At 71.2% G+C, this 22,298-nt stretch carries 8 protein-coding genes; 5 read left to right on the forward strand and 3 right to left on the reverse strand.

Annotation, left to right across the window (positions count from 1 at the left end):
- Window positions 1-252: 252 nt before the first annotated feature.
- From D892_RS0118870 to bfr, 3 genes are all read left to right on the forward strand, one after another.
- Window positions 253-903 (forward strand): TetR/AcrR family transcriptional regulator, encoded by a 651-nt coding sequence (locus D892_RS0118870; RefSeq protein ID WP_024802751.1) that lies wholly within the window; start codon window positions 253-255, stop codon window positions 901-903.
- 221 nt (window positions 904-1,124) lie between these two features.
- Window positions 1,125-1,325, forward strand: a complete 201-nt coding sequence (locus tag D892_RS0118875; protein ID WP_024802752.1) for a bacterioferritin-associated ferredoxin — start codon at window positions 1,125-1,127, stop codon at window positions 1,323-1,325.
- 61 nt (window positions 1,326-1,386) lie between these two features.
- Window positions 1,387-1,869 carry a bacterioferritin gene (gene bfr, locus D892_RS0118880; RefSeq protein ID WP_024802753.1) on the forward strand — a complete coding sequence of 161 codons (483 nt, stop codon included), beginning with the start codon at window positions 1,387-1,389 and terminating at the stop codon, window positions 1,867-1,869.
- Window positions 1,870-1,980: 111 nt separating this feature from the next.
- Here bfr and D892_RS0118885 read toward each other — a convergent pair whose 3' ends face one another.
- Both D892_RS0118885 and D892_RS0118890 read right to left on the reverse strand, forming a co-directional pair.
- Complete coding sequence (locus D892_RS0118885) at window positions 1,981-3,015, reverse strand: hypothetical protein (protein ID WP_156959570.1); 1,035 nt, start codon at window positions 3,013-3,015, stop codon at window positions 1,981-1,983.
- A gap of 497 nt (window positions 3,016-3,512) precedes the next feature.
- Entirely contained in the window at window positions 3,513-5,222 is a 1,710-nt protein-coding gene (locus D892_RS0118890; RefSeq protein ID WP_024802755.1) for a class I adenylate-forming enzyme family protein, read from the reverse strand.
- 135 nt (window positions 5,223-5,357) lie between these two features.
- On the opposite strand from D892_RS0118890, the gene D892_RS0118895 reads away from it, so the two are divergent.
- Window positions 5,358-6,209 carry an alpha/beta fold hydrolase gene (locus D892_RS0118895; protein WP_024802756.1) on the forward strand — a complete coding sequence of 284 codons (852 nt, stop codon included), beginning with the start codon at window positions 5,358-5,360 and terminating at the stop codon, window positions 6,207-6,209.
- A gap of 265 nt (window positions 6,210-6,474) precedes the next feature.
- A complete protein-coding gene (locus D892_RS0118900; protein ID WP_232236116.1) occupies window positions 6,475-7,287 on the forward strand; it encodes an SAM-dependent methyltransferase in 813 nt (270 codons plus the stop codon).
- Window positions 7,288-7,628: 341 nt separating this feature from the next.
- On the opposite strand, the gene D892_RS46780 is transcribed toward D892_RS0118900, so the two are convergent.
- Window positions 7,629-22,289, reverse strand: coding sequence for a type I polyketide synthase (locus D892_RS46780; RefSeq protein WP_156959571.1), 14,661 nt, complete (start codon window positions 22,287-22,289; stop codon window positions 7,629-7,631).
- Window positions 22,290-22,298 lie beyond the last annotated feature (9 nt).

Below are 22,298 nucleotides of genomic sequence, written 5' to 3' on the forward strand. Positions count from 1 at the left end.
CGCGGTATCGAGCGTATGGGCCCGGCGCGATGCGAGCGCCGAGTCCTGCCGGTCGCGCCCGATGGCCGATGCCGGGTCGGCGTCGGGTTGTCGGGGTCGTGCAGCCGGTTGGTCACTCGCCTATCGCGTCGTCCAAACACGAGCAGACATTAGCATTGGAGAGGGTTCTCTGGCTGATCGCCCGATAGATTGCCGATCCGACCCCACCAAAACTATTTGGTACTCAGTATTGGCGCAGGATAGGGTCTGCGCATGCCCACCACCGGTGAACGCGGGACGCGGGGCCCGTACGCGCGCAGCGCCCAGCGGCGGGCGGAGATCGCGGCGGCGGTATTCGACATCGTGGTGGACAAGGGGCACGACAAGGTCACCACCGCCGAGGTCGCCGAACGCAGCGCGACCAGCGAGGCCACCGTGCTCTACCACTTCCCCACCAGGGACCACCTGCTGGTCGCGGCCCTCGCCCATGCCGCCGACACCGCGGCGGCGCCCCTGCCGGCGCTGATCGAGGTGGCCGAGAACCTGCCGGAGAACCTGCACGCCTTCCTCGGCGACTGGGCGCCGCCGGCGAACATCCCGCGCCTCTACGCGGTGCTCGCCGCGCAGGCGACCACTCCCGGCCATCCGGCCCGCGAGTACTTCGCCTACCACTACGCCCGGGCCGTCGACACCTACGCCGAACTCGTCCGCCACCGGCAGGCCGCCGGCGCCGCCCACCCCGGACTGGATCCGGCCGACGTCGCCCGCCAGTTCCTCGCGACCTGGGACGGGCTGCAAGCGCAGTGGCTGATCGACCCGAGCGTCCCCCTCGCCGACCTAGTCGTCGCCGCCTTCCGCCGCCTCACCGGACAGAACTGGATGCGGGTCCGCGACCACCTCCTCGACCCGAATACCGGAATATGATGTGCCCCAATAGGTTCCGCCCGGACAGCGGCCGGTGAGGGACCGGCCCGGTACGAAGTCGGAGCGGGGGCCGTTGCTCGGCTGGTCCGGGTCTGATTCCTTCGTGCGCGGCCGGCCTATTGACAGGCCCGAGTGTCGGGATGCTATACCTTAGGGGAGGCTTACCTTGTTGAGACGAGGCTAACCTCGCCGGATTTGTTCCTGCGTGATCGAGGCCCACCGTGTACGTCTGTATCTGCAACGCCGTCTCGGAGAAAGACGTGCACAGCTGTGTAGCCGCCGGTGCCTGCTCGACGCGGCAGGTCAAGCAGGCCTGCGGCTGGAAGCCGGGCTGCGGCTCGTGCACCGCCCGGCTGGCGGAGGTGATCGGGCGGGCTCAGGCGCCGGATTCGGCCGGGGTTGCGGAGGCTCCGGCCGCCTGACCAGCAACTCAGGGCTGCCTAACAGGTCCGCCCGTCGCGCGCTGTGACACCATTCACAGCTATGGAAGGCGACCAGGAAATCATCGGGCTGCTCAACGAGCAGTTGACGGCCGAACTCACGGCGATCAACCAGTACTTCCTGCATGCCAAGATGCAGGAGAACTGGGGTTTCACCAAACTCGCCAAGCACACCCGTTACGAGTCCATCGACGAGATGAAGCATGCGGAGATCCTCACCGACCGCATCCTCTTCCTCGAGGGGCTGCCCAACTACCAGCGGCTCAACCCGCTGCGGATCGGCCAGTCCGTGCCCGAGCAGTTGCGGGCCGACCTGCAGATCGAGATGGAGGCGGCGACCCGGCTGCGCGGCGGCATCGAGCTGATGCGCTCCCGCGGCGACGTGACCTCGGCCCGCATCTTCGAAACCATTCTGGAGGACGAGGAGCAGCACGTCGACTATCTCGAGACCGAACTCGAGCTGCTCGACAGGCTCGGCGAGCCGCTGTACCTCCAGCGCTTCACGGACACCCCAGAGGGAGACTGACCGTTCCCGGTGCCGCGGCGGCGGGAACGGGGGCCACCAGCAGGCCGGCGATCAACGAAAAAGACCGCCGCGGAGACCTTGATCATGATTCGATTCCTTCGAGTCACTGGATCATCTCTCCGCGGCCAGGTCCTCGAGCGCCCGGACCGCAGCCTGGAATTTTTCCTCGGAACCGTACCGGCCCATGCCGCATTCGGTGGAGATTCCGAACGGATGCCCGAGGATCCGCGCTGCGGCACCGGCTCGTCGCCGCGCCCCGGCCAGGCCGTCCTGATGGTGTGCCAGCCCGAGATACAGATCCGTGCCCGGATCGAAGTCGAGCCCGGCCAGGGGGCGGTAGTGCTCCGGCGACTGCCATTCGACAGGCACCGACATGTGCACGAAATCTATTCTCCGGCGCAGGTTTCCGGTCAGGCCGCTCCAGATCTCGGCCAGGCCGGTGGCGTCCGGTGCGCTCGGGTGCCGGAACGTCTCCGAATTGCCGTAGCACAGGTGGTATCCGAGTTCGACGTCATCCGGAATCCAGTCGCCCAGCGCCACCATCGACTCGAGCAGCGTCTCCCTGTTGGTCAGCGGGTTCGGGATCATTCCCTCCCAGCTGACGACCTCGACGGGAACATCCCACTGAATCGCGAGCTCGGAGTGCGGCAGCGTATCGAGGATCTCCTGCACCGAGGCTCGCGTCTGTGCCGCATAGGCGGGCAGGGCCTGTGCCTGCGACTCGGCGGCGACGAATATGGCGACCGGGGTGAGCGGACTCGGTATCGGAAACAGAAACTTTGCCTCGGAGGGCAATACGCCGTCCTGCCGGGCCTGCCGGAAAGCGGCGAACGACGCCTCGGCCGCATTCGCGTAACCGAACCGCTCGAAGTGAACGTCCGCTGCCGTGAATCCCGCACGCAGGCGTACACAGGTCAGCGGAATCAGCTGCCCCGGCGCGGGTGCCGCGGGTTCGAACGCCGGATTGCCGGTGAAATAGCGTTTCTGGGTAAGGATGAAACCCGCACGAGGGCCGGTTTCGTCCGGCACCCGGCTGACCCGTGACCCGAATTCGCTCCCTATCCAGCGGAACGCCTCCTGCGTCCGCTCGAACGGCAGGCTGCCGCACAGGTGCACTCCGGGGGAACTCCGCTGATCATCAGGCACAACGGTCACCCTTCGATACCCACGCTCCCGAAGTTCCCCCTGCGGGCGGCCGGTCACCCGGCCCGATCTCGCCGCGCCGAGGTTCCCCACCACCGAGCAGCGTCCGGAAGCGGCACATGCCAGGAAGATCGGTTCGCATAATCGACAGCACGCTAGCAGAATCGCGGCTCGTAGTCGCCGTCCCGGTGCGACGACGGCAGACGTTCCGGGGGCCTCGTCCGCTCGGCGTCACGGTCCCGGTGCCACGGTCTTTGCCATCCACGCCGCCATGCCGGGCGAGGGGGACTGTCGGGTTCCGGGGTGGATCGGCGGAGGTGGCGGTGCGGATGGTCCGCGCAACCCGGTGCGGTGCAACCCACGGCCGCAACCGGATACGCTCCGGCGACGGCTGTTCGCCCCGGCCTCCTCGCGGCTGTGGAGGCCGTCGACTGCCGAGCCCGGCCGTCGGGGATCGATGACCCCCGGTCGGCGGGGCGTGCACACCCCGGATGCGGCGGTCAGCGTGGACGGGCGAGGTAGCGGGCCCGAAGTTCGCGCTTGAGGAGCTTGCCGGTGGCGTTGCGCGGCAGCGGGCTCATATCGAACAGGACCTCGGCGGGGATCTTGTAGTCGGGAAGGGTGCGGCGGGCCAGGTCGCGGATCCGGTCGGCATCGAGGGTCCGGCCGTCGGCGAGGGTGACCGCGACGACGAGGCGTTCCCCGAGCCGCGGATCGGGCACGCCGAACGCCGCGACCTCGGTGAACTCGTCACCGGTCAGCAGCGCGGCCTCGACCTCGGCGCAGGGGATGTTCTCGCCGGACGAGATGACGATGTCCTTGCTGCGGTCCACCACGTAGACCAGGCCGTGCTCGTCGAGGTAGCCCAGATCGCCGGTCCGCAGCCAGGGGAGGTGATCGGTGCTCGTGGCGCCGCCGGCGTCGAGGTAGCCGGCCATGACCAGGCCGCCGCGCAGTTCGAGTTCGCCGACGGTGCCCGCCGGCGCCTCGCGCCCGCCGGCGTCGGTGACGCGGACGTCCATCGTCGGGCTCATCGGGCCCAGGGTGTCGGGGAACGCGGCGAGCAGGGCGCCGCCGGCGGTGCAGACGCTGCCCGCGGTCTCGGTCATGCCCCAGCCCGCGCTGCGCTGGGCGTTCGGCACCGTGGCGGCGATCCGGCCGACGAGGTTCGGCGGGGTGGCCTGGCCGCCGGGCGTCACGTTCAGCAGGGAGGCCAGTTGTTCCTGTGCGCCAGGGAGTTTCAGGAGTTCGTCGACGGCCGTCGGCGGGCCGACCATCAGGGTGAGCCGATGCTCGCGGACCAGGTGGGCCGCCGCGGCCGGATCCCAGCGCGTCATCGTCGCGACGTGGCCGCCGGTATTCATCGTCGTGAGCAGCCCGGCCAGGCCGGACACGTGGAAGAGCGGGAAGATCAGCAAGGCGGCCATCGGCGGCACGGCCGGGCGGAGGTCGTCGACCGGAATGTCGTACCGGCGCGCGGCGATTCGCAGATTGCATTCGGCGACGAATCTCATATTGAGCACGACGTTGCCGAGATTGCGGTGGGTCAGCTGGACGCCCCTCGCTCGCCCGGAGGTTCCCGAGGTGAACAGGATCGCGGCGACCGCATCGCTCGGCACCGCGCCGGCCGGACCGTCGCGGTCCGCGGCGGCGATCAGCGCGTCGATCGCGGGCACGGCCGGATCGCCGTCCTGTGTGGAGACCAGCGCCGCGCCGTGGTCCACCGACCGCAGGATCTCGAGGCGCGCGGGATCGGCGAGGACGACCGCGCTGCGGACATCGGTGACCGCCTCGGCGATCTCGGCCGCGCTGGACCGGCTGTTGTACAGCACCGCGACCGCGCCGAGCCGGGCGGCGGCGAACAGCGCCACGAGGTACGACGGCCGATTGGCCATCATGATCCCGACCCGGTCGCCGGGCCCGATGCCGTAGCGCCGGTGCAGGGCGCCGGCGAGCCGCCGGGCGCGCGCGAAAACCTCGCGGTACGTGAGGGTTTCGGCACCGGCGGTGAGGGTGTTATCGGCGAACCGGGTCTCGGACTCCGCGACGACGTCGTAGAAGGTGGCGGCGACGTGCCGGAAGGTGCGCACCCGGTGGCCGCCGATCTCGACCTCCGTCGTCTCGAACGGTGCGCCCTCGGCGGTGAGTTCGCGCTCGATCTCCCGGAAGACGCCGACGATCGAGGTGTCTTGCGCTGTGTGGTCCGACATGCCTGCTCCTGGACCGGTGGATGGTTCGCGTGGCCGCGCGCCGGTTACCCCTAAAAATAGAACAAGTTGCAGATCTGTGGACGATTGTCCGTACATTTGTCCACAAAATCGGGCGGACGGCGCTACGCTGCGGGTGTGGTGGTGACGGAACGAATGCGCATCCGCGGCCGGGAGTTCGAGGTGGACGTGCGCGCGGGCACCGGTGCCGCGGGAGCGGTTCTGCTGCACGGGTTTCCACAGAGTTCGGCGTCCTGGGACGTGGTGGGCGACGCGCTCGCCGCCCGTGGAGTCTCCTCGTGGGCGCCGAATCAGCGCGGCTATTCGCCGGGCGCCCGGCCGGAGCGGGTGGCGGACTACCGCCTGGACGAACTCGTCGCCGACGTGATCGCGCTGTGCGACGCACTGCCCTTCGACGCCGTGCACCTGGTCGGCCACGATTGGGGCGCGATCGTCGCCTGGGCGACGGCGGCCCGCCACCCGGAGCGGGTGGCGTCGCTGACGGCGGTGTCGGTGCCGCATCCGGCGGCCTTCGCCCGGGCGCGGGCCGAGGATCCGGTGCAGCGGGAGAAGTCCGGCTATATCGAGTACCTCGTGCAGCCCGGCTCCGAGGACCTGCTGGCCGCCGACGGTGCGGCCGCCCTGCGGCTGGGGTTCGGTGACGTCGTCGCGCCCGAGATCGCCGATCGCCACCTCGCGCCCCTGCTGGAACCGGGCGCGATGAAAGCCGCGCTGAACTGGTACCGCGCCATCGGCGAGGACTGGGCGCGGGTGCCGCCGGTGGCCGTCGCGTCGACCCTGGTGTGGGGTGCGGGCGATATCGCCGTCGCCCGCAGCGGGGTCGACCTGTGCGCGGAGTTCGTGCACGCCGATCTCACGGTGGTGGCGCTGGAGGACAAGGGCCACTGGCTGCCCGAGGAGGCCCCGGACGAACTCACCGCGGCGATCCTCGCGCGAACGGGTATCGCCGGACCGTCCCCGGGTTCGTAGTGCGGCGCTCGCTGTGGAGTGTTCGGCGGATCGGAATTCATTGTGGGAGAAAGCGGCTCCCAGGCGCCGGGGCCGTCGCGCCGTGCTCCGAAGTGAAGGAGTGGGCGCAGGTGGCGCACGCCGCCGGAGGAGCCGATTCACTCGGGCCCGCCCGGGCACCATTCGGTCGACCGACTACTATGATTCGTGCTGTTCAGGTCGGATCGCCGGCCCGGACGCGGTATACCTCCCTGGTACGGATCCCGACATACGAGGAGACGCTGGCGTGTCGGACGGCCCACCCGACCTGCGTACCGACGTGCCGCACCCGGCTCGGATGTACGACTATTTCCTCGGCGGCAAGGACTTCTACGAGGCGGACCGCCTCGCCGCCGAGCAGGCGCTGCGGGACTTTCCGTCGGTCCGGTTGACCGCTCGCACCAACCGCGAGTTCATGCACCGCGCCACGCATTACCTTGCCGAGCAGGGTATTCGGCAGTATCTCGACATCGGCACCGGAATCCCGACCGCGCCGAACCTCCATCAGGTCGCCCAGCAGCAGGCCCCCGAATCACGGGTCGTGTACGTCGACAACGACCCGCTGGTGCTCGCGCACGCACGGGCGCTGCTGCGGAGTTCGGACGAGGGCCGCACCGCCTACGTGCAGGCCGACGCCGCGGAGCCGGAGACGATCCTGTCGGCGCCGGAGCTGACGGAGACGCTGGATCTCGGCCGGCCGGTGGCGGTGTCGCTGATGGCCCTGGTGCACTTCGTGCCCGGCGACGTCTACGAGATGGTGGACACCCTGATGGCGCCGCTGGCGCCCGGGTCGTATCTCGCGATGTCCCATGTCACAATGGAATTCGACGACGGTCCCGAGGATCCGGACGGCATGGCCCGGCTGTTGCAGGTGTACGTGGATCGCGGAATACCCGTGCACCCCCGCCCCCGGGCCGAGGTCGCGCGGTTCTTCGACGGGCTGGAACTCGTGCCTCCCGGCATCGAGGTGATCCACCGCTGGCACAACGAGGGCATCGACCACCCGCCCAGCCACGACAAGCGGGTATCGCTGTACGGCGGCGTGGGGAAGAAGGTCTGAATACGCCGACGACCGCGTTCGCCGGGAGCGTCACCACCAGGCCGCGGTGCTCGACGAACACGTCGTAGAGCTGTCCGGCGGCCTACCCCGACGCCCTGGATTCCACCGCGAAGATCGGATCGTGGCCCAGCAGCAGCGCCGGCGCGACGGCGACGACGATCATGATGACCGCGCCGAACAGCGGCAGGCTCGCCAGGCCGAGCGCGCAGCCGACCAGCGTGCCGGTCAGCGCGTCGGTCTCGGACGAGATCGGGGCCAGGCCGACATAGGAAGCACGAAACTCCCACGCCCCGCACCATGCGCAGCATGGTCAGCAGGATCGGGGTGCTGCGGCCTGCGGTTCACGGGTGGCTTTCCCTGTGTTCGCTGAGCCACCTATCGATTTCGGCAGCGGCATGGTCGGTCTCGTCGGTCAGTATGGTGAGGTGGTTGGCGGGTACGGGGATTGTCGTGGTGTTCGGGCGGCGGGTCCATCTGTTTCTGCCGTGCTGAGGAAAATTGATTGTCTCGTCTATTCGGTGGTGGCCGGCGTGCAGGAGTAGTCCGGGGATGTCGAGTGGGCGCGGTTTGAAGGTGGAGAATATCCGGCGGTAGTTCGACATGGCGGTGATCGACGTATCGGTGACCATGTCCTCGTGGGCCGTGATCGCCCGGTGGATCAGGGTGCGTAGGAGCGAGTTGTCGAGGTCCGGTGGGCCGTAGGTGTCGATGAGGACGAGGCCCGCCGGTGGGCGGCGCCGGGCGAGCAGTTCGGCGGCCACGGCGTGGGCGACCCAGCCGCCCGTCGAGTATCCGAGGAGAATCAGCGGCCTGTCCGGCAGTTCTCGCCGGATCTCCGCGAGGTGTCCCGAGACCAGCGCCGCCAGGGTTCCGGGGAGTTTTTCCTGTGGTAGATAGCCCGGCTGGGCCAGTGCGAACAGGTTGCGGTGGGGGAGGCTCTTCGCCAGCGCCGAATATTCGAGTGGACCGGAATGCGGGAGCAGAGACGGGAAACAGACGATCGCGGGACCATCGCCGCGCGGCGACAATTGGGCACCGTTGCGGCCGGGCGGCAGTTCGGCACGGTCGCGGGTCGGCGGCAGTTCGGCACGGTCGCGGGTCGGCGGCAATTCAGCACCGTCGCGGCCGGGCGATAATTGCAGGAGCTTGGTCCAGTGGTATTCGTCGGTTTGTTCCAGTTGAGTACGCAGCAGTGCCGCCGCGTCGACGGTCTGCAAGCCCTGCTCGGCGAGGCCGTTCTCGAGGGCGCGGCGGAGCAGCGACACGAGCCCGGTCGGCGACTCGTCGTCGGTCGCCGGACCATCCGCGGTGAGCCGGGTGAGGATGTAGTCGGCTATCTGCTCAACCGTGGCGACGGAACTCATGAGGAGGCCGGTGGGGATGGCGACTCCCGTCACGCCGGTCAGCTCGCCGCGCAGCTCGGTGCCCTTGACGGAGGTCAGGCCCTGCTCGATCAGTGACGCGTCGATGCCGACGTCCGCGCCGTCGCCGCGGCCGAGGGCGAGGCCGGCGGTCCGCCGGACCAGGTCGACGACGAACGCCCGGCGGTCGGACGGCGCCAGCTCCGCCATGCGCCGCACGGCCGGCGGAGCGGAGTCGGTCGCCGGATCGCCTGCCGGACCACCGTCGGCGCGGGCGGCGACCGTCGCGGGCGCGGCCCGGCGGTACCGGCGGCGGTGGAAAGCATAGGTGGGCAACGGTATTCGCCGCCCCGGCTGGAGCGCCTCCCAATCGAGCCGGTGGCCGCGGTTGTGCAGCCGCGCCAGCACCGCCGCGAAGGCGACGCTGTCATCGCGGTCGCGGTTCAGGGTGGCCACCGCCGCCGACGCCGCGCTCGCGCCGGACGGATCGTCCTCCCGCGCGGCGTTCACCGATTCCTCGATCGCGGGGGTCAGCACCGGATGCGGGGACAATTCCAGGAATGTGTGCGGACCGGTGCCGAGCAGCGCGGTGACGGTGTCGTTGAAATGGACCGTGCGACGGAGGTTGTGATACCAGTACTCGCCGGTGAGCGCGCTCGTGTCCAGGGCGACGGCGTGCGGCTGACCCGCCACGGTGGAGTGGAACGCGACCCGCGACGGGCGCGGCGCCAGCCCGCCGAGTTCGGCCGCCAGCCGTTCCCGGACGGCCTCGACACCCGCGGAATGCGAGGCGTAGTCGACGCGCACACCCCGGGCCCGGATGCCCTGCCGGCCGCAGGTGTGCACCAGTTCCTCGACGGCGTCGACCGCACCGGCGACGGTGACGTTCGCCGGGCCGTTGACCGCCGCCACGGCGATGCGCTCGCGCCACGGCCGCAGCAGCGTTTCGGCCGTGTCGGCCCCGCACCCGAGCGAGGCCATGGTGCCGGTGCCGGCCAGGTGCCGGGCGATGAGCCGGCTGCGCCGGGCCATCACCGTGGCGGCGTCCTCGAGCGACAGCGCGCCGGCGACACAGGCCGCGGTGATCTCGCCCTGGGAGTGGCCGATCACGATATCCGGTGTGACACCGACGGATTCGAGCAGAGCCGCGAGGGCGACGCCCACGGCGAACAGCGCGGGTTGCACGATATCGGTGCGGTCGAGCAGCGCGGCCTCGGCGGTGTCGGGGTCGGCGTGGATGATCTCCCGTAACCCGGTGCCGTCGGGCAGGTCCAGGTGCGGCGACAGGGCGAGGCACGCGCGGTCGAGCGCGTCCCGGTAGGCGGCGTAGTGGTGGTAGAGGGTGCGGCCCATGCCCGGGTGCTGGGCGCCCTGGCCGGGCAGCACGAAGACCAGTCCGCTCGGTTGGCTCGCGGAGGGGTTGTCGCGGAACAGGTTTGCGTCCGGCTGTCCGGTTTCCGCGGCCGTCAGCGCTCGTGCCAGCGTCGTCCGGATGTCCTCGCCGGTCGTGGCGCTGCCCACGACGGTGGCGCGGTGACCGTGGTGCGTGCGGGTGGTGGCCAGGCTGTAGGCCAGATCGGCGGGGTCGAGGTCGGGATGGTCGTCGAGATGTTCGCGGAGCCGGGCGGCCTGGGCGGCCAGCGCGGCCGGGTCGGCGGCGGAGACCGGGAACAGCAGCGCCGGTGCGGCAGTGCGGGGTGCTTCATCGAATCCGGTTGGGGCGGAATGCTGTTGGAGGATCAGGTGGGCGTTGGTGCCGGAGATGCCGAAGCTGGAGACCGCGGCCGTGCGTGGGTGGCCGTTGTCGGGCCACGGGGTGCTGTCGGTGAGCAGGGCGATGGTGCCGTCCCAGTCGACGTGGGGGCTCGGAGCCTCGGCGTGCAGGGTTTTCGGCAGCACCCCGTGGCGAATGGCCTGGATCATCTTGATGATGCCGGCGGCACCGGCGGCGGCCTGGGTGTGGCCGATATTGGATTTGACCGAACCGAGATACAGCGGGGTGTCCGGAGTGTGGGCCCGCCCGTAGGTCGCCAGCAGGGCGCCGGCCTCGATCGGATCGCCCAGGGTGGTGCCGGTGCCGTGCGCCTCGACCACGTCGACCCGGTCCGCGGTGAGGCCGCCGGATGCCAAGGCCCGGCGGATGACGCGCTGCTGCGCGGGTCCGTTCGGGGCGGTGAGGCCGTTGGACGCGCCGTCCTGGTTGATCGCCGATCCGGCGACCACCGCCAGGATCGGGTGGCGGTTGCGCTGCGCGTCCGACATGCGTTCCAGCACAACGATTCCGGCGCCCTCGCCCCAGCCGGTGCCGTCGGCGGCCGCGGCGAAGGGTTTGCAGCGTCCGTCGGCGGCGAGCCCGCGCTGGCGGGCGAATTCGGTGAAGATGAACGGACCGGCCATGATGGTGACACCACCGGCGATCGCGAGATCGCATTCGCCCCGGCGCAGCGACTCGGATGCCAGGTGGGTCGCGACCAGGCTGGAGGAACAGGCGGTGTCGACGGTGATCGCCGGGCCGTGCAGGCCCAGCGTATAGGCGATCCGGCCGGAGGCGACGCTGGTCGCGTTGCCGGTCAGCGCATATCCCTCCGCGGTCGCGGGCAGCGCGGCCTGATCCTGCTGCGCGCAGGCGCCGATGAATACCCCGGTGCTGCTGCCGTGCAGCGACTTCGGGTCGAGGCATGCGGTTTCCAGGGCCGCCCAGCAGGTTTCGAGCAGGACTCGCTGCTGCGGGTCCATCGCGGTGGCCTCGCGGGGCGAGATCTCGAACAGCTCGTTGTCGAATCCGTCGGCGTCGGTGAGGAATCCGCCGTGGCGGGTATAGGTGGTGCCGACCACATCGGGATCGGGGTCGAACAGCTCCTCGAGGTTCCAGCCGCGGTCGTCGGGGAATGCGCCGATCGCGTCGACGCCGTCGCTCACCAGATCCCACAGCGCCTGCGGGGAACCGATGCCGCCGGGGAACCGGCACGACATTCCTACCACGACGACCGGATCGTCGTCGGCCGCCGCGGGCGTCGGTGCGGCAGTGGATGTCTCGGTGTTCGACGGTGCGAGCAGGGTGTCCAGGTACCGGGCGAGCTCGCCGGGGGTGGGGTGGTCGAAGACGAGGGTGGGCGGCAGGTCGAGATGTGTCGAGCGGGCGAGGGCGTTGCGCAGCTCGATGGCGGTGAGGGAGTCGATGCCGAGGTCCTTGAAGGTGTCGTCGACCCCGGTGGTGGCGGTGTCGGGGTGGCCCAGCACGGTGGCGGTCGCGGAGCGCACGGCATCGAGCAGGTGGCGAAGCCGCTGTTCGGCGGTCAGGCCGGAGAGTTCCGTGCCGCGGCCGCTCGGGCCGGCGGCGGTACGGCGCGCGGTGACCAGCGCCGACAGGACGGGCGGTAGGTCGCCGTCGGTGCGCGCGCCGGAGCGTAGCGGTGCGGCGACGACCACGGGATGGCCGTCGGTGAGCGCCCGGTCGAACAGGGCCGTGCCGAGTTCGTCCGCGATGGGGATCAGGCCGGTGGCCGCGATACGTTGCCGCTCGCGCTCACCGAGCCGGCTCGCGAGGCCGATGTCCCAGGGCCCCCAGACGATCGACACGGCGGGCAGGCCGCGGCGTCGGCGGTACTCGGCCAGTGCGTCCAGCGCGGCGTTGGCGGCGGCATAGTTGGCCTGCCCGGGATTGCCGAGAATGCCTGCCGCCGAAGAGAACAGCACGAATGCGGCGAGGTCGAGATGCCGGGTCAGCCGGTGCAGGTGCCAGGCGCCGTCGAGCTTGCCGGCCAGGACGGCCCGCAGCCGGTCCGGGCGCAGCGCGGTGACGGGAGCATCGTCGGCGACCGCGGCGGTGTGGACGACGGCGGTGAGCGGATGCCGCGGGTCGACGGCGTCGAGCAGGCCGGCCGCCGCCGACGGGTCGGCGACATCGCAGGCGGCGAGGGTGACCTCGGCGCCCAGCGCGGTGAGCCGGCGGTGCAGTTCGCCGGCGCCCGGGGCGGCGGGGCCGCGCCGCGAGACCAGCAGCAGCCGCCGGACACCGTGGTCGACGACCAGGTGTTCGGCGATCAGGGCGGCGAGCGCGCCGGTGCCGCCGGTGATCAGCACGGTTCCCTCCGGGTCGAGGGCGCGCGGCGGGGTGAGGACGATCTTGCCGGTGTGCCGGGCGGCGGCCATATCGCGCAGGGCCTGCCGGGCCCGGGGAATCGCGTAGTTCGTGACCGGAATCGGTGCCAGCGCACCCTGTTCGAACAGCGATACCAGCGCGGCGAGGCTGTCCGCGATCCGGTCGGGGCCGAAGTCGGTCAGGTCGAGGGCGTGGTAGCGCACGCCGGGATGGGCGCCGGCCACGGTCTCGGGATCACGAATGTCGGTCTTGCCGATCTCGAGGAAGTAGCCGCCGTGCGGAAGCAGATCCAGGGAGGCGTCGACGAATTCACCGGCCAGGCAGTCGAGGACGACGTCCATGCCGTTCCCGCCGGTCGCCTCGAGGAATGCGGTGCGGAAGCCGAGGGTGCGGGACGAGGCGATATGGTCGGCGGGAATTCCCATGGCGCGCAACAGGTGCTGTTTGGGCGGCGAGGCGGTCGCGAAGACCTCGGCGCCGCGGTGGCGGGCCAGCTGGATGGCGGCCTGGCCGACCCCTCCGGTGCCGGCGTGCACGAGCACCCGCTGTCCGGGTCGCAGTTCGGCGAGGGCGACCAGGGCGGCATGGGCGGTGGTGAACACGATCGGCACGGCGGCGGCCTCGGTGAACGACCAGTTCGGCGGCATGGGGACGACCGCCCGGGCGTCGGCGGCGGCGGTCGGGGCGAAGGCATCGTCCAGGAACCCGGTGACGGCGTCTCCGATCGCGAAATCGCCCACCCCGGGGCCGGTTTCGACGACGACACCCGCGGCCTCCCGGCCGAATCCGGCGGTCTCGACCAGGCCGAGGGCGCCGACCACGTCGCGGAAGTTCAGGCCCGCGGCGCGCACGGCGATGCGGATCTCGCCGGGCCGCAGCGCCGCGGGCTCGGTCGGGACGTACGCCACGGTATTCAGGTCGCCGGTGTCGCGAACACCCAGTCGCCAACTGCCGCCGCGGGTCTCGGGCGGGGCGAGGGCGGGGCTGTGTGTCAGCCGGGGGCGGTGCAAGGTGCCGTGGCGGGCGGCGAGCTGGTTTTCCCTCGGGTCCGGTCGGTCCAGCACGGCGGCCAGGATGTTCGGGGCGGTGTCGATTGCTATGTCCAGCAGGGTGATCGAGTGATCCGGGTGTTCGCTCTGCGTGCTGCGGGTCAGGCCCCAGACCGCCGCGTGGGCGAGGTTCGGGGCGGGGTCGTGCGGGCTGGTCGCGACCGCGTGGGAGGTGCACACGAGCAACGGCACGGTGGCGGTTCCGGGGTGAGTTACCCACTGTCGCAGCAGCGTCAGCGCCTCGTCGGTCGTCGCCCGGACCGCCGCCGGCACCTCGTCCCGGTCGTGGGCCGGGTACCAGATCACCGCCGCGGGGAGCCGGTCGTTGTCGAGCAGGGCTGACAGGTCGGCACAGGTGCGCAGGCCGCGCAGCGCCGCCGGGAGCCGCCCGGGTTCCGAGGTGAGAACGGCCCACCCGGTGGTGTCGCATTCGGTGATGTCCGGGGCCGCGTCGGCGGTGGGGATCCAGGTGAGTTCGAGCATCGTGGGGACCGCGGCCGCGGGTGCCGGATCCGGCAAGGGGCGCAACGTGACGGCCTCGATCGTGAGGACCGGCGCACCGAGCGGATCGGCCGCATGCACGGTGACCGTGTCGGGACCGGTGCGGGTCGCGGCGACGTGCAACCGTGTCGACCGCACCGCATGCAGCGTGATGCCTTTGAACACGAACGGAATTCGAATGTGCTCGTGGTCGTCGCCGACCGCCGGCACGAGAAGGGAATGCAGCGCGGCGTCCAGCAGCGCGGGGTGGATGCCGTACCCCGCGGAGTCGACGTCCTCGGGCAGCACGACATCGGTGTACACGGTGGGTTCGGGGCCGGTGTCGTCGATCCGCGCCGCACGCACACCCTGGAACGCCGGACCGTACCCGTAACCGCGCTCGGCGAGAACGGAATACAGGTCGGTGACATCGATCGGCCGGGCGAGATCCGGCGGCCGGGTCGCACCGGCCGCACCGTGCTCGGCGACCGGCGCCACGCTGCCGGTGGCGTGCTGGGTCCACGGTGCGGTCTGCGCCGGCCCGCCGGGGTGGTGGGGACGCGAGTGGACGGTGATCGGGCGGGGTCCGGCGGCGTCGCGATCGCCGACCTGTACGCGCATGTCGACGCCGTCATCGGTGTCGCGCAGGGAAAGTGGCTGGTGCAGGACGAGTTCCGTGATGTGGGGACAGCCGATGTGCTGTCCGGTGGACAGCATCAGTTCGGCCACGGCCGCACCCGGGAACAGTGCGGTGCCCGCGATGGTGTGGTCGGCCAGCCAGGGGTGGGTGTGCAGGGAGACCCGGCCGGTGAATACCCAGCCCTTGTCGTCGGCGAGTTCCGTGGCGGTGTCGAACAGCGGGTGATCCGGCCCGGGGGCGGCGGGGCGGCCAGGGGAGAGCCAGAACCGCCGGTGTTGAAAGGCGTAGGTGGGCAGCGGAATCGACCGCGCACCGGGAGTGAGCCGGACCCAGTCCGGGCTGTGGCCGCGGTGGTGCAGAGCGGCGAGTGCGGTGGCGACGGCGGCGCCGTCGGGCCGGTTGCGGCGCAAGGTCGAGAGGGCCGCCGAACCGGTTGTGTCCGTAAGGGTTCGGGTGAGGGCCGCAGTGAGCGCGGCGTGCGGCGACAATTCCAGGAACGTGTGCTCGCCGTGCCGGACGAGATAGGTGACCGCCTCGTGAAATCGGACGGTATGGCGGAGCTGGCGGGCCCAGTAGCCGGGATCGGAGAGCTGATCGGCGGTGGCCGGCCCGGCGGTCAGGCAGGATTGGACCGCCACCTGCGGACCGTGATACGTCGCGCCGGCCGCGACGTCGGCGAACGGTTGCAGCGCCGCGTCCATGTGCGCCGAATGGAAGGCGTGGCCGACCTGGAGAAAGGTCGATGTGCGGTGCTGTGCGTCGAGCCGCTCGCGGACCCGGGCCAGGGCATCGGCATCGCCCGACAGCACCGTGTCGCCGGGGCCGTTGACGGCCGCGACCGATATGCCGTCGACATCCCGCAACAGGGGTGCGAGCTCGTCTTCGGCGGCGTTGACCGCGAGCATCCGCCCGTGGCCGGGGCATGATTGCATGAATCTGCCCCGGGCGGCGACGATTTCGGCGGCGTCGTCGAGCGACCACACCCCGGCGAGGTGGACTGCGGTGAGCTCGCCGATGGAATGGCCCATCACGACGTCCGGGGTGAGGCCCAGCGAGGTGAGCAGGGCGTGCAGCGCGACCTGCACCGCGAACAGGGCAGGCTGGGTGAATTCGGTCCGGTCCAGGAGGGCGGCGGCGGGGCTGTCCGGATCGGCGAAGATGATGTCGCGCAACGGTTGTGCGGAGTCGAGGTGGGGGTCGAGTGCGGCGCAGGTCTCGTCGAAGGCGTCGCGATAACGGGGAAACAACCGGTACAGCCCGGCGCCCATGCCCGGGTACTGCGCGCCCTGGCCGCCGCAGACGAAGACCAGGTCGCCCGGCTCGGCGCACGGCTTCTCGGCCGTGACCAGGTTCGGGTGGGTACCGCCGTCGCCCAGTGAACGCAGCGCCGACACTATTGTCTCGCAAGCGTTTCCGGACTCCGCGAGGGTGACGGTGGCCCGGTGGCCGTGCTGGGCGCGGGCGGTGGCGAGGGTGCGGGCGAGATCGGCGGGAGCGATCTCGGGGTGGGCCTCCAGATGGCGACGCAGGCGGGCAGCGTTGCCGGCCAGCGCCTGCGGGGTGTGCCCGGACAGCGGGAACAGCAAGACGGGGGCACGGTCGTCGGATTCGTCGGTGGCGGCCGCGGGTTCGGAGCCGGGCGGCGCTGGTTGCCGGAGGATGAGGTGCGCGTTGGTGCCGGAGATGCCGAAGCTGGACACGGCGGCCGTGCGAGGATGGCCGTTCTCGGGCCACGGCAGCGCTTCGGTCAGCAATCGTATTGTGCCGCTGGACCAGTCGACGTGCGGGGTGGGCGCGTCGATGTGCAGTGTCGCGGGCAGCACGCCGTGCCGGAGGGCCATCACCATCTTGATGACCCCGGCGACGCCGGCGGCCGCCTGGGTGTGGCCGATATTGGATTTGACGGAGCCCAGATACAGCGGCCGCTCGGGCGTGTGGTGGGTGCCGTAGGCGGCGAGCAGGCCGTTCGCTTCGATGGGGTCGCCGAGGGCGGTGCCGGTGCCGTGCGCCTCGACCGCGTCGACCGCGTCGGGGGTCAGGCCGGCCGCGGTGAGGGCCCGGCGGATCACCCGTTCCTGGGCGGGACCGTTGGGCGCGGTCAATCCGTTCGACGCGCCGTCGGAGTTGACCGCCGATCCGGCGATCACCGCCAGCACGCGGTGCCCGCGGCGCTCGGCCTCGGAGAGGCGCTCCAGGACGAGCAGGCCGCCGCCTTCGCCCCAGCCGGTGCCGTCGGCAGCGGCGGCGAACGGCTTGCACCGCCCGTCGGGGGCCAGCCCGTGTTGCTTGGTGAACTCCGTGAACAGGCCGGGGCCGGACATGACGGTCGCGCCGCCCGCGATCGCGAGCGAACAGGTGCCGTTCCGCACGGCCTCGCAGGCCGAGTGGATCGCGACCAGTGCCGACGAACATGCGGTATCGAAGGTGATGGCCGGCCCGTGCAGTCCCAGGGTGTAGGCGATGCGCCCGGACGCGACGCTCGTGGTGGTGCCGGTGAGGAGGTGGCCGGCGCTGTCGCTGTGGGCCTGCGGGAGGCGCGGGCCGTACTCTTGCGCGTAGCAGCCGATGAATACGCCGGTGTCGCTGCCCCGCAGCGACGTCGGCGCAAGGCCGGCGTCTTCGATTGCCGCCCAGCCGACTTCGAGCAGCAGCCGCTGCTGCGGATCCATCGCGGTCGCCTCCCGATGCGAGATGCCGAACAGCGCCGGGTCGAATCCCGCCGCGTCGGTGAGGAATCCGCCGCGGTGCGCGGCCGAGGCTCCGGGGCGGTCCGGATCCGGATCGTGCAGGCGGTCGCGGTCCCACCCCCGGTCCGTCGGGAACGGGTCGAGGGCATCGGTCTCGGCGGCGATCAACTGCCACAGGTCCTCGGCCGAGTCGATGTCGCCGGGGAACCGGCAGGCCATCCCGACGATGGCGATCGGTTCGCCTACCCGGTCCTGCGCGACGGCCGCCGGGGTTTCGTCGACGGGCACCTCGGCGGACCCGGGCTCGATCCGGTCGCACAGCCAGCGCACGAGTTCGGCGGGCGTGGGGTGGTCGAAGAGGACGGTGGTCGGCAGCGGAAGCCCGGTGGCGTCGGCGATCCGGTCGGCCAGGGCGACCGCGGTCAGGGAGTCGAAACCGAGCTGCTGGAAACTCGTCGTGGTGCTGGTCAGGCCGTGCCCCAGCAGGGCAATGCTCTCGCGGGAGAGCAACTCGTGCAGCCGTTCCCGGAGTTCCGTCGGCGAATGCTGGTCCAGTGCTGGATGTTCGCGGGTTTCGTGCCTCCGGGCCTTGCGCCGAGGGGCTGTCTCGGCGGACACCGCGCCGGCCTCGAGGACGGGTTCGGCCCGGACGAATGCCTCGTCGAGGCAGTCCAGAACCTGGGGCACATCCCGCACGTCCACACCGCGGACGGCGCAGCCGGCCAGGCCGGAGGCGCGTCGGTGGCGCACCAGGGCACCGAGAAACGCTGTCTCCGCAGAGTTTTCACCACCGTCAGAGGCGGCGCCCGATTCGGACCGGGGTACGAGCAGGACGAACTGTGCGAGGTCGGCCCGTGCGGTCAGGTGGTGCAGGCTCACCGCGCCGGCGGCCCCCGGCGACAGCGCGACCACTCCCGTACACGGATGCTCGGCGAAGACGGTCTCGGCGGAGGCCGGGTCGGCGGTGACGACGTGCACGCCGTACTTCTCGGCGAGGTGGGCGGCCACCTCGCCGACCGGGCGCTCCGCCTCGCCGACGACGAGGACCGTTGTGCCGCGGCCGGGTCGGCGGGGCACCGTGAGGACGAGCTTGCCCGTGTGCCGTCCGCCGCTCATGGAGCGGAAGGCGTATTTGGCGTATCGCACGTCCCACGCCCGCAGCCGCGGTGGCGGAAGGTGTCCGGCGTCGGCGTCGGCCCGGAGGCGTTCGAGGATCGTGCGAATGCGGGTGGCGTCGATCTCCAGGATGTTGATCGGCTCGTAGCGGATGCCCGGATACCGTGCGCGGACCTGGTTTCCGGTGTCCGGGTCCACCCAGCTGAGATCGACGTAGCGGCCGCCGGCCGACAGCAGCCGCAGCGAGGCCTCGGCGACCTCGCCGACCACCCCGCCGAGTACGACATCCATTCCGGCGCCCGCGGTGGTGCGGCGGAACCGGTCCTCGAACGCGGTGCTGCGCGAGTCGGCGATATGGTCCGGGTCGAGGCCGATGTCGCGCAGTACGCCCCATTTGGCCGGATGGGCCGTGGCGAATACCTCGGCGCCCGCCCGCCTGGCGATATGCACGGCCGCGGTGCCGACCCCGGTGCTCGCGGCATGGATCAGGACCGATTCTCCGGCCCGCAATCCGGCGGTGCCGATCAACCCGTGGCTCGCCGTGGCGTAGGCGAGCGGCGCCGCCGCGGCCTCGGCCATGGACCAGTGCCGGGGGATCGCGACGAGCATGTTCCGGTCGGCGACGGCCGTGGCGGAGTAGGCGCCGAAGATGCCCATCACGGGCGTGCCCGGTGCGAGGTCGGTGCAGCCGGCGCCGACGTCGGTGACGATTCCGGCTCCGTCGCAGCCCAGATCGGCGGCCGGGTCGGGATACCGGCCGAGGGCGACCAGGACGTCGCGGAAGTTCAGGCTCGCGGCGCGGACCCGGACGCGGACCTCGTGGGGTTCGAGCGGGCGGGCCGACGTGGTGTCCTCGAGGAGTTCGAGCCGATCGGCCGAACCGGGTCGCGTTGTGCCCAAGCGCCATTCGGCCGGGTGGGGCAGAGTCAGGGTGTCCTCGGACGCCGCGCGGCGGGGCCGGTGGAACGTCCCTTTCCGCAGGGCCAGCCGATTCTCTCCGGACGCCAGCGCCGCGGTCAGTTGTGCGGTAGTGGCGGGCGCGTCGGTGTCGATGACGACGACCCGCCCCGGCCATTCCTGTTGAGCGGCAGCGACGCTGCCCCATATGCTCGCGGCCGCCGGGTCGGAAATGCTGTCTTCGGGGCGGACCGTGACCGCGCCGCGGGTTACTACCGCCAGCGTGGGCGCGGATTGCGAGCACCACTCGCGGAGTTCCCGGGATCCATTGTCCGCCAACGATATCGCGGCATCCGCATCGGCATTGGCATCGACGGCGGTGGAACCGCTCGCGCAGCCGAGCACGGCCACCGGCGGTTCCGTTCCGGGATCGGTGGGCAGGGCCTGCCGGAGGCCGGCGAGGTCGGTGAATTCGAGGGCCTCGCAGGACCGATCGACCGATTCGGGGCGGCCGGCGACCATCACTCGGGCGCCGAGCGTCCGGCCCTCGGGCTGGGGATCGCAGTGTTCCCACACGAGGCAGTGCACGGGTGCCGGAGCCGGGCGCAGACCGAGCGAATCCGCTTGCAGCACAGGCGCACCGTGCTCGTCGAAGGCGCTGATCGTGAGCTGGTCGTCGGCGCGGCCCGGGGTGATGCGGACCCGCATCCGCGTGCCGCGCGGTCGATGTAGTGACACGTTGCGCCAGATGAACGGCAGCAGTGGCCGATCCGCCGTCCGGGTGTGATAAAGCCAGGCGTGCAGCACCGCATCGAGGGCGGCGGGGTGGGCTCGTCCGGCGAATTCCGGCAGCGAGATCTCGGCGTAGACGCTGTCGTCCGACAGCCACATCGCGGACACGCCCCGGAAGGCCGCACCGTAGTGGTAACCGTCGCCGGACAGGCGGGCGTACAGGCCGCCGACGTCGACCGGCCGGGCGTCGGTGGGTGGCCATGGAGCCGGTGGCGTAGTGCCGGGCAGGCCGGGTGCCAGTCGCCCCGAGGCATGCCGCGTCCAAGAGGCCGAACCTGCGTCCGCGCTCGGCCGGCTGTAGAGCGCCACGGGCCGGTGTCCGTCGTCGTCGGCGGCGGACACGACGACCTGAATGGTCGGCTCATCCGTCGCGCTCAAATCCAACGGGGCCTCGAGGACCAGCTCGCCGATCCGCCGGCAGCCGACTCGCTCGCCCGCATAGCCGATCAGATCGAGGATCGCCGTGCCGGGCAACAGGGTTCGCTGCCGGACCCGATGGTCTCGAAGCCAGGGGTGCGCGGCCGGGGAGAGTCGGCCGCCGAACAGCCATTCGTCCACGTGCGGCAGCGCGAGTTCCTGCGACAGCAGGGGATGCCGGGGTGCAGCCGACGGGCGCGGCGCGCACAGATCGGCGCGGACCGTATCCCAGTCGATGGTGGCGCCGTTGACGAATGCTGTTGTGAGAGCGAGCAGCAGGCCTTCCACGTCCGTCCTGCGGCGGTCCAGGCTGCCGACCACCGCTCCGGATGTCCCGGCGGAGTCCATCGTGGCCCGTAGCGGGGTGAGCAGCGCCGGATGCGTGCTCATTTCGACGAAGAGCCGATGCCCGTCGTCGAGCAGGCTGCGAACGGCGCTCTCGAAGTGCACCGGGCGGCGCAGGTTTCGGAACCAGTAGTCGGGGGTGAGGTCGCCGCGGCCGACCCGGCTCGCCGAGACGGCGGAGTACAGGGCGGTGTGCGGCGAGAGTGGCGTGATGGCCGAAGCGTCGTCCAGCACAAGCCTTTCCAGCGAGTCGACCTGCTCGGAATGGCCGGCCACCCGCACGCCGGGGAGCTGCCATGCCCAGATGTTGCGGTCGGTGAGGTCGTCCCGCAGTTTCGCTATCGCCTCGGGAGCGCCGCTGACCGTCAGGTCGGCGGGTCCGTTGACGGCGGAAACGGCCAGTTGCCCGGCCCGGTCGGCGAGTACCGGCTCGATGCGGTCCAGGGGCGCCGACACGGAGAGCATGGCGCCCCGGCCCTCGATCCGGGCCAGCGCGCTGCTGTGCAGTGTGATCAGTCGCGCGGCGTCGTCCCGGCCGACCCCGCCCGAGGCGTGGGCGGCCGCCAACTCGCCCTGTGAGTGGCCGACCACCGCCGCCGGCCGTAACCCGTAGCGCCGCCACAGATCCGACAGCGCGAGGGAGACCGCGAACTGGATGGGCTGGATATGCTCCAGCCGGTCCCGGCCGCCGTCGTCGGCGAGTGCGGCGATCACATCCCAGCCGAGATGCGGGCGCAGGGCCTGTGCATAACCCTCGAGCAGGGTGCGGAAGGCGGGGACCGCGTGCAGCAGCTCGCCGGCCATACCGGGCCACAGCGGGCTCTGCCCGGGAAAGACGAACACCGGCGCGCGGGCGATATCGGCGGTGCCGCGCACGGTATTTCGTGTGGTGCGGCCGTTCGCCAGCGCCTGGAGCCCGGCCACGAAGCCGGCCCGGTCGGCGGCCAGCACGGCCCCGCGGTGACTCGAATGGCGTTGTCCGAGTTGCGCGCACGCCAGTTCCCACACGTGCTCGTCCGGTAACGCCTCGACCCGAGCGCACAACCGGCCGGCGGCAGCCGTCAAGCCGTCGGGGGAGTCTGCGGAAAACACCAGCGGTGGGTGCGGCAGCTGCATCGGCGGACC

This window comes from Nocardia sp. BMG51109 (genome assembly GCF_000526215.1).
Lineage (GTDB): Bacteria > Actinomycetota > Actinomycetes > Mycobacteriales > Mycobacteriaceae > Nocardia.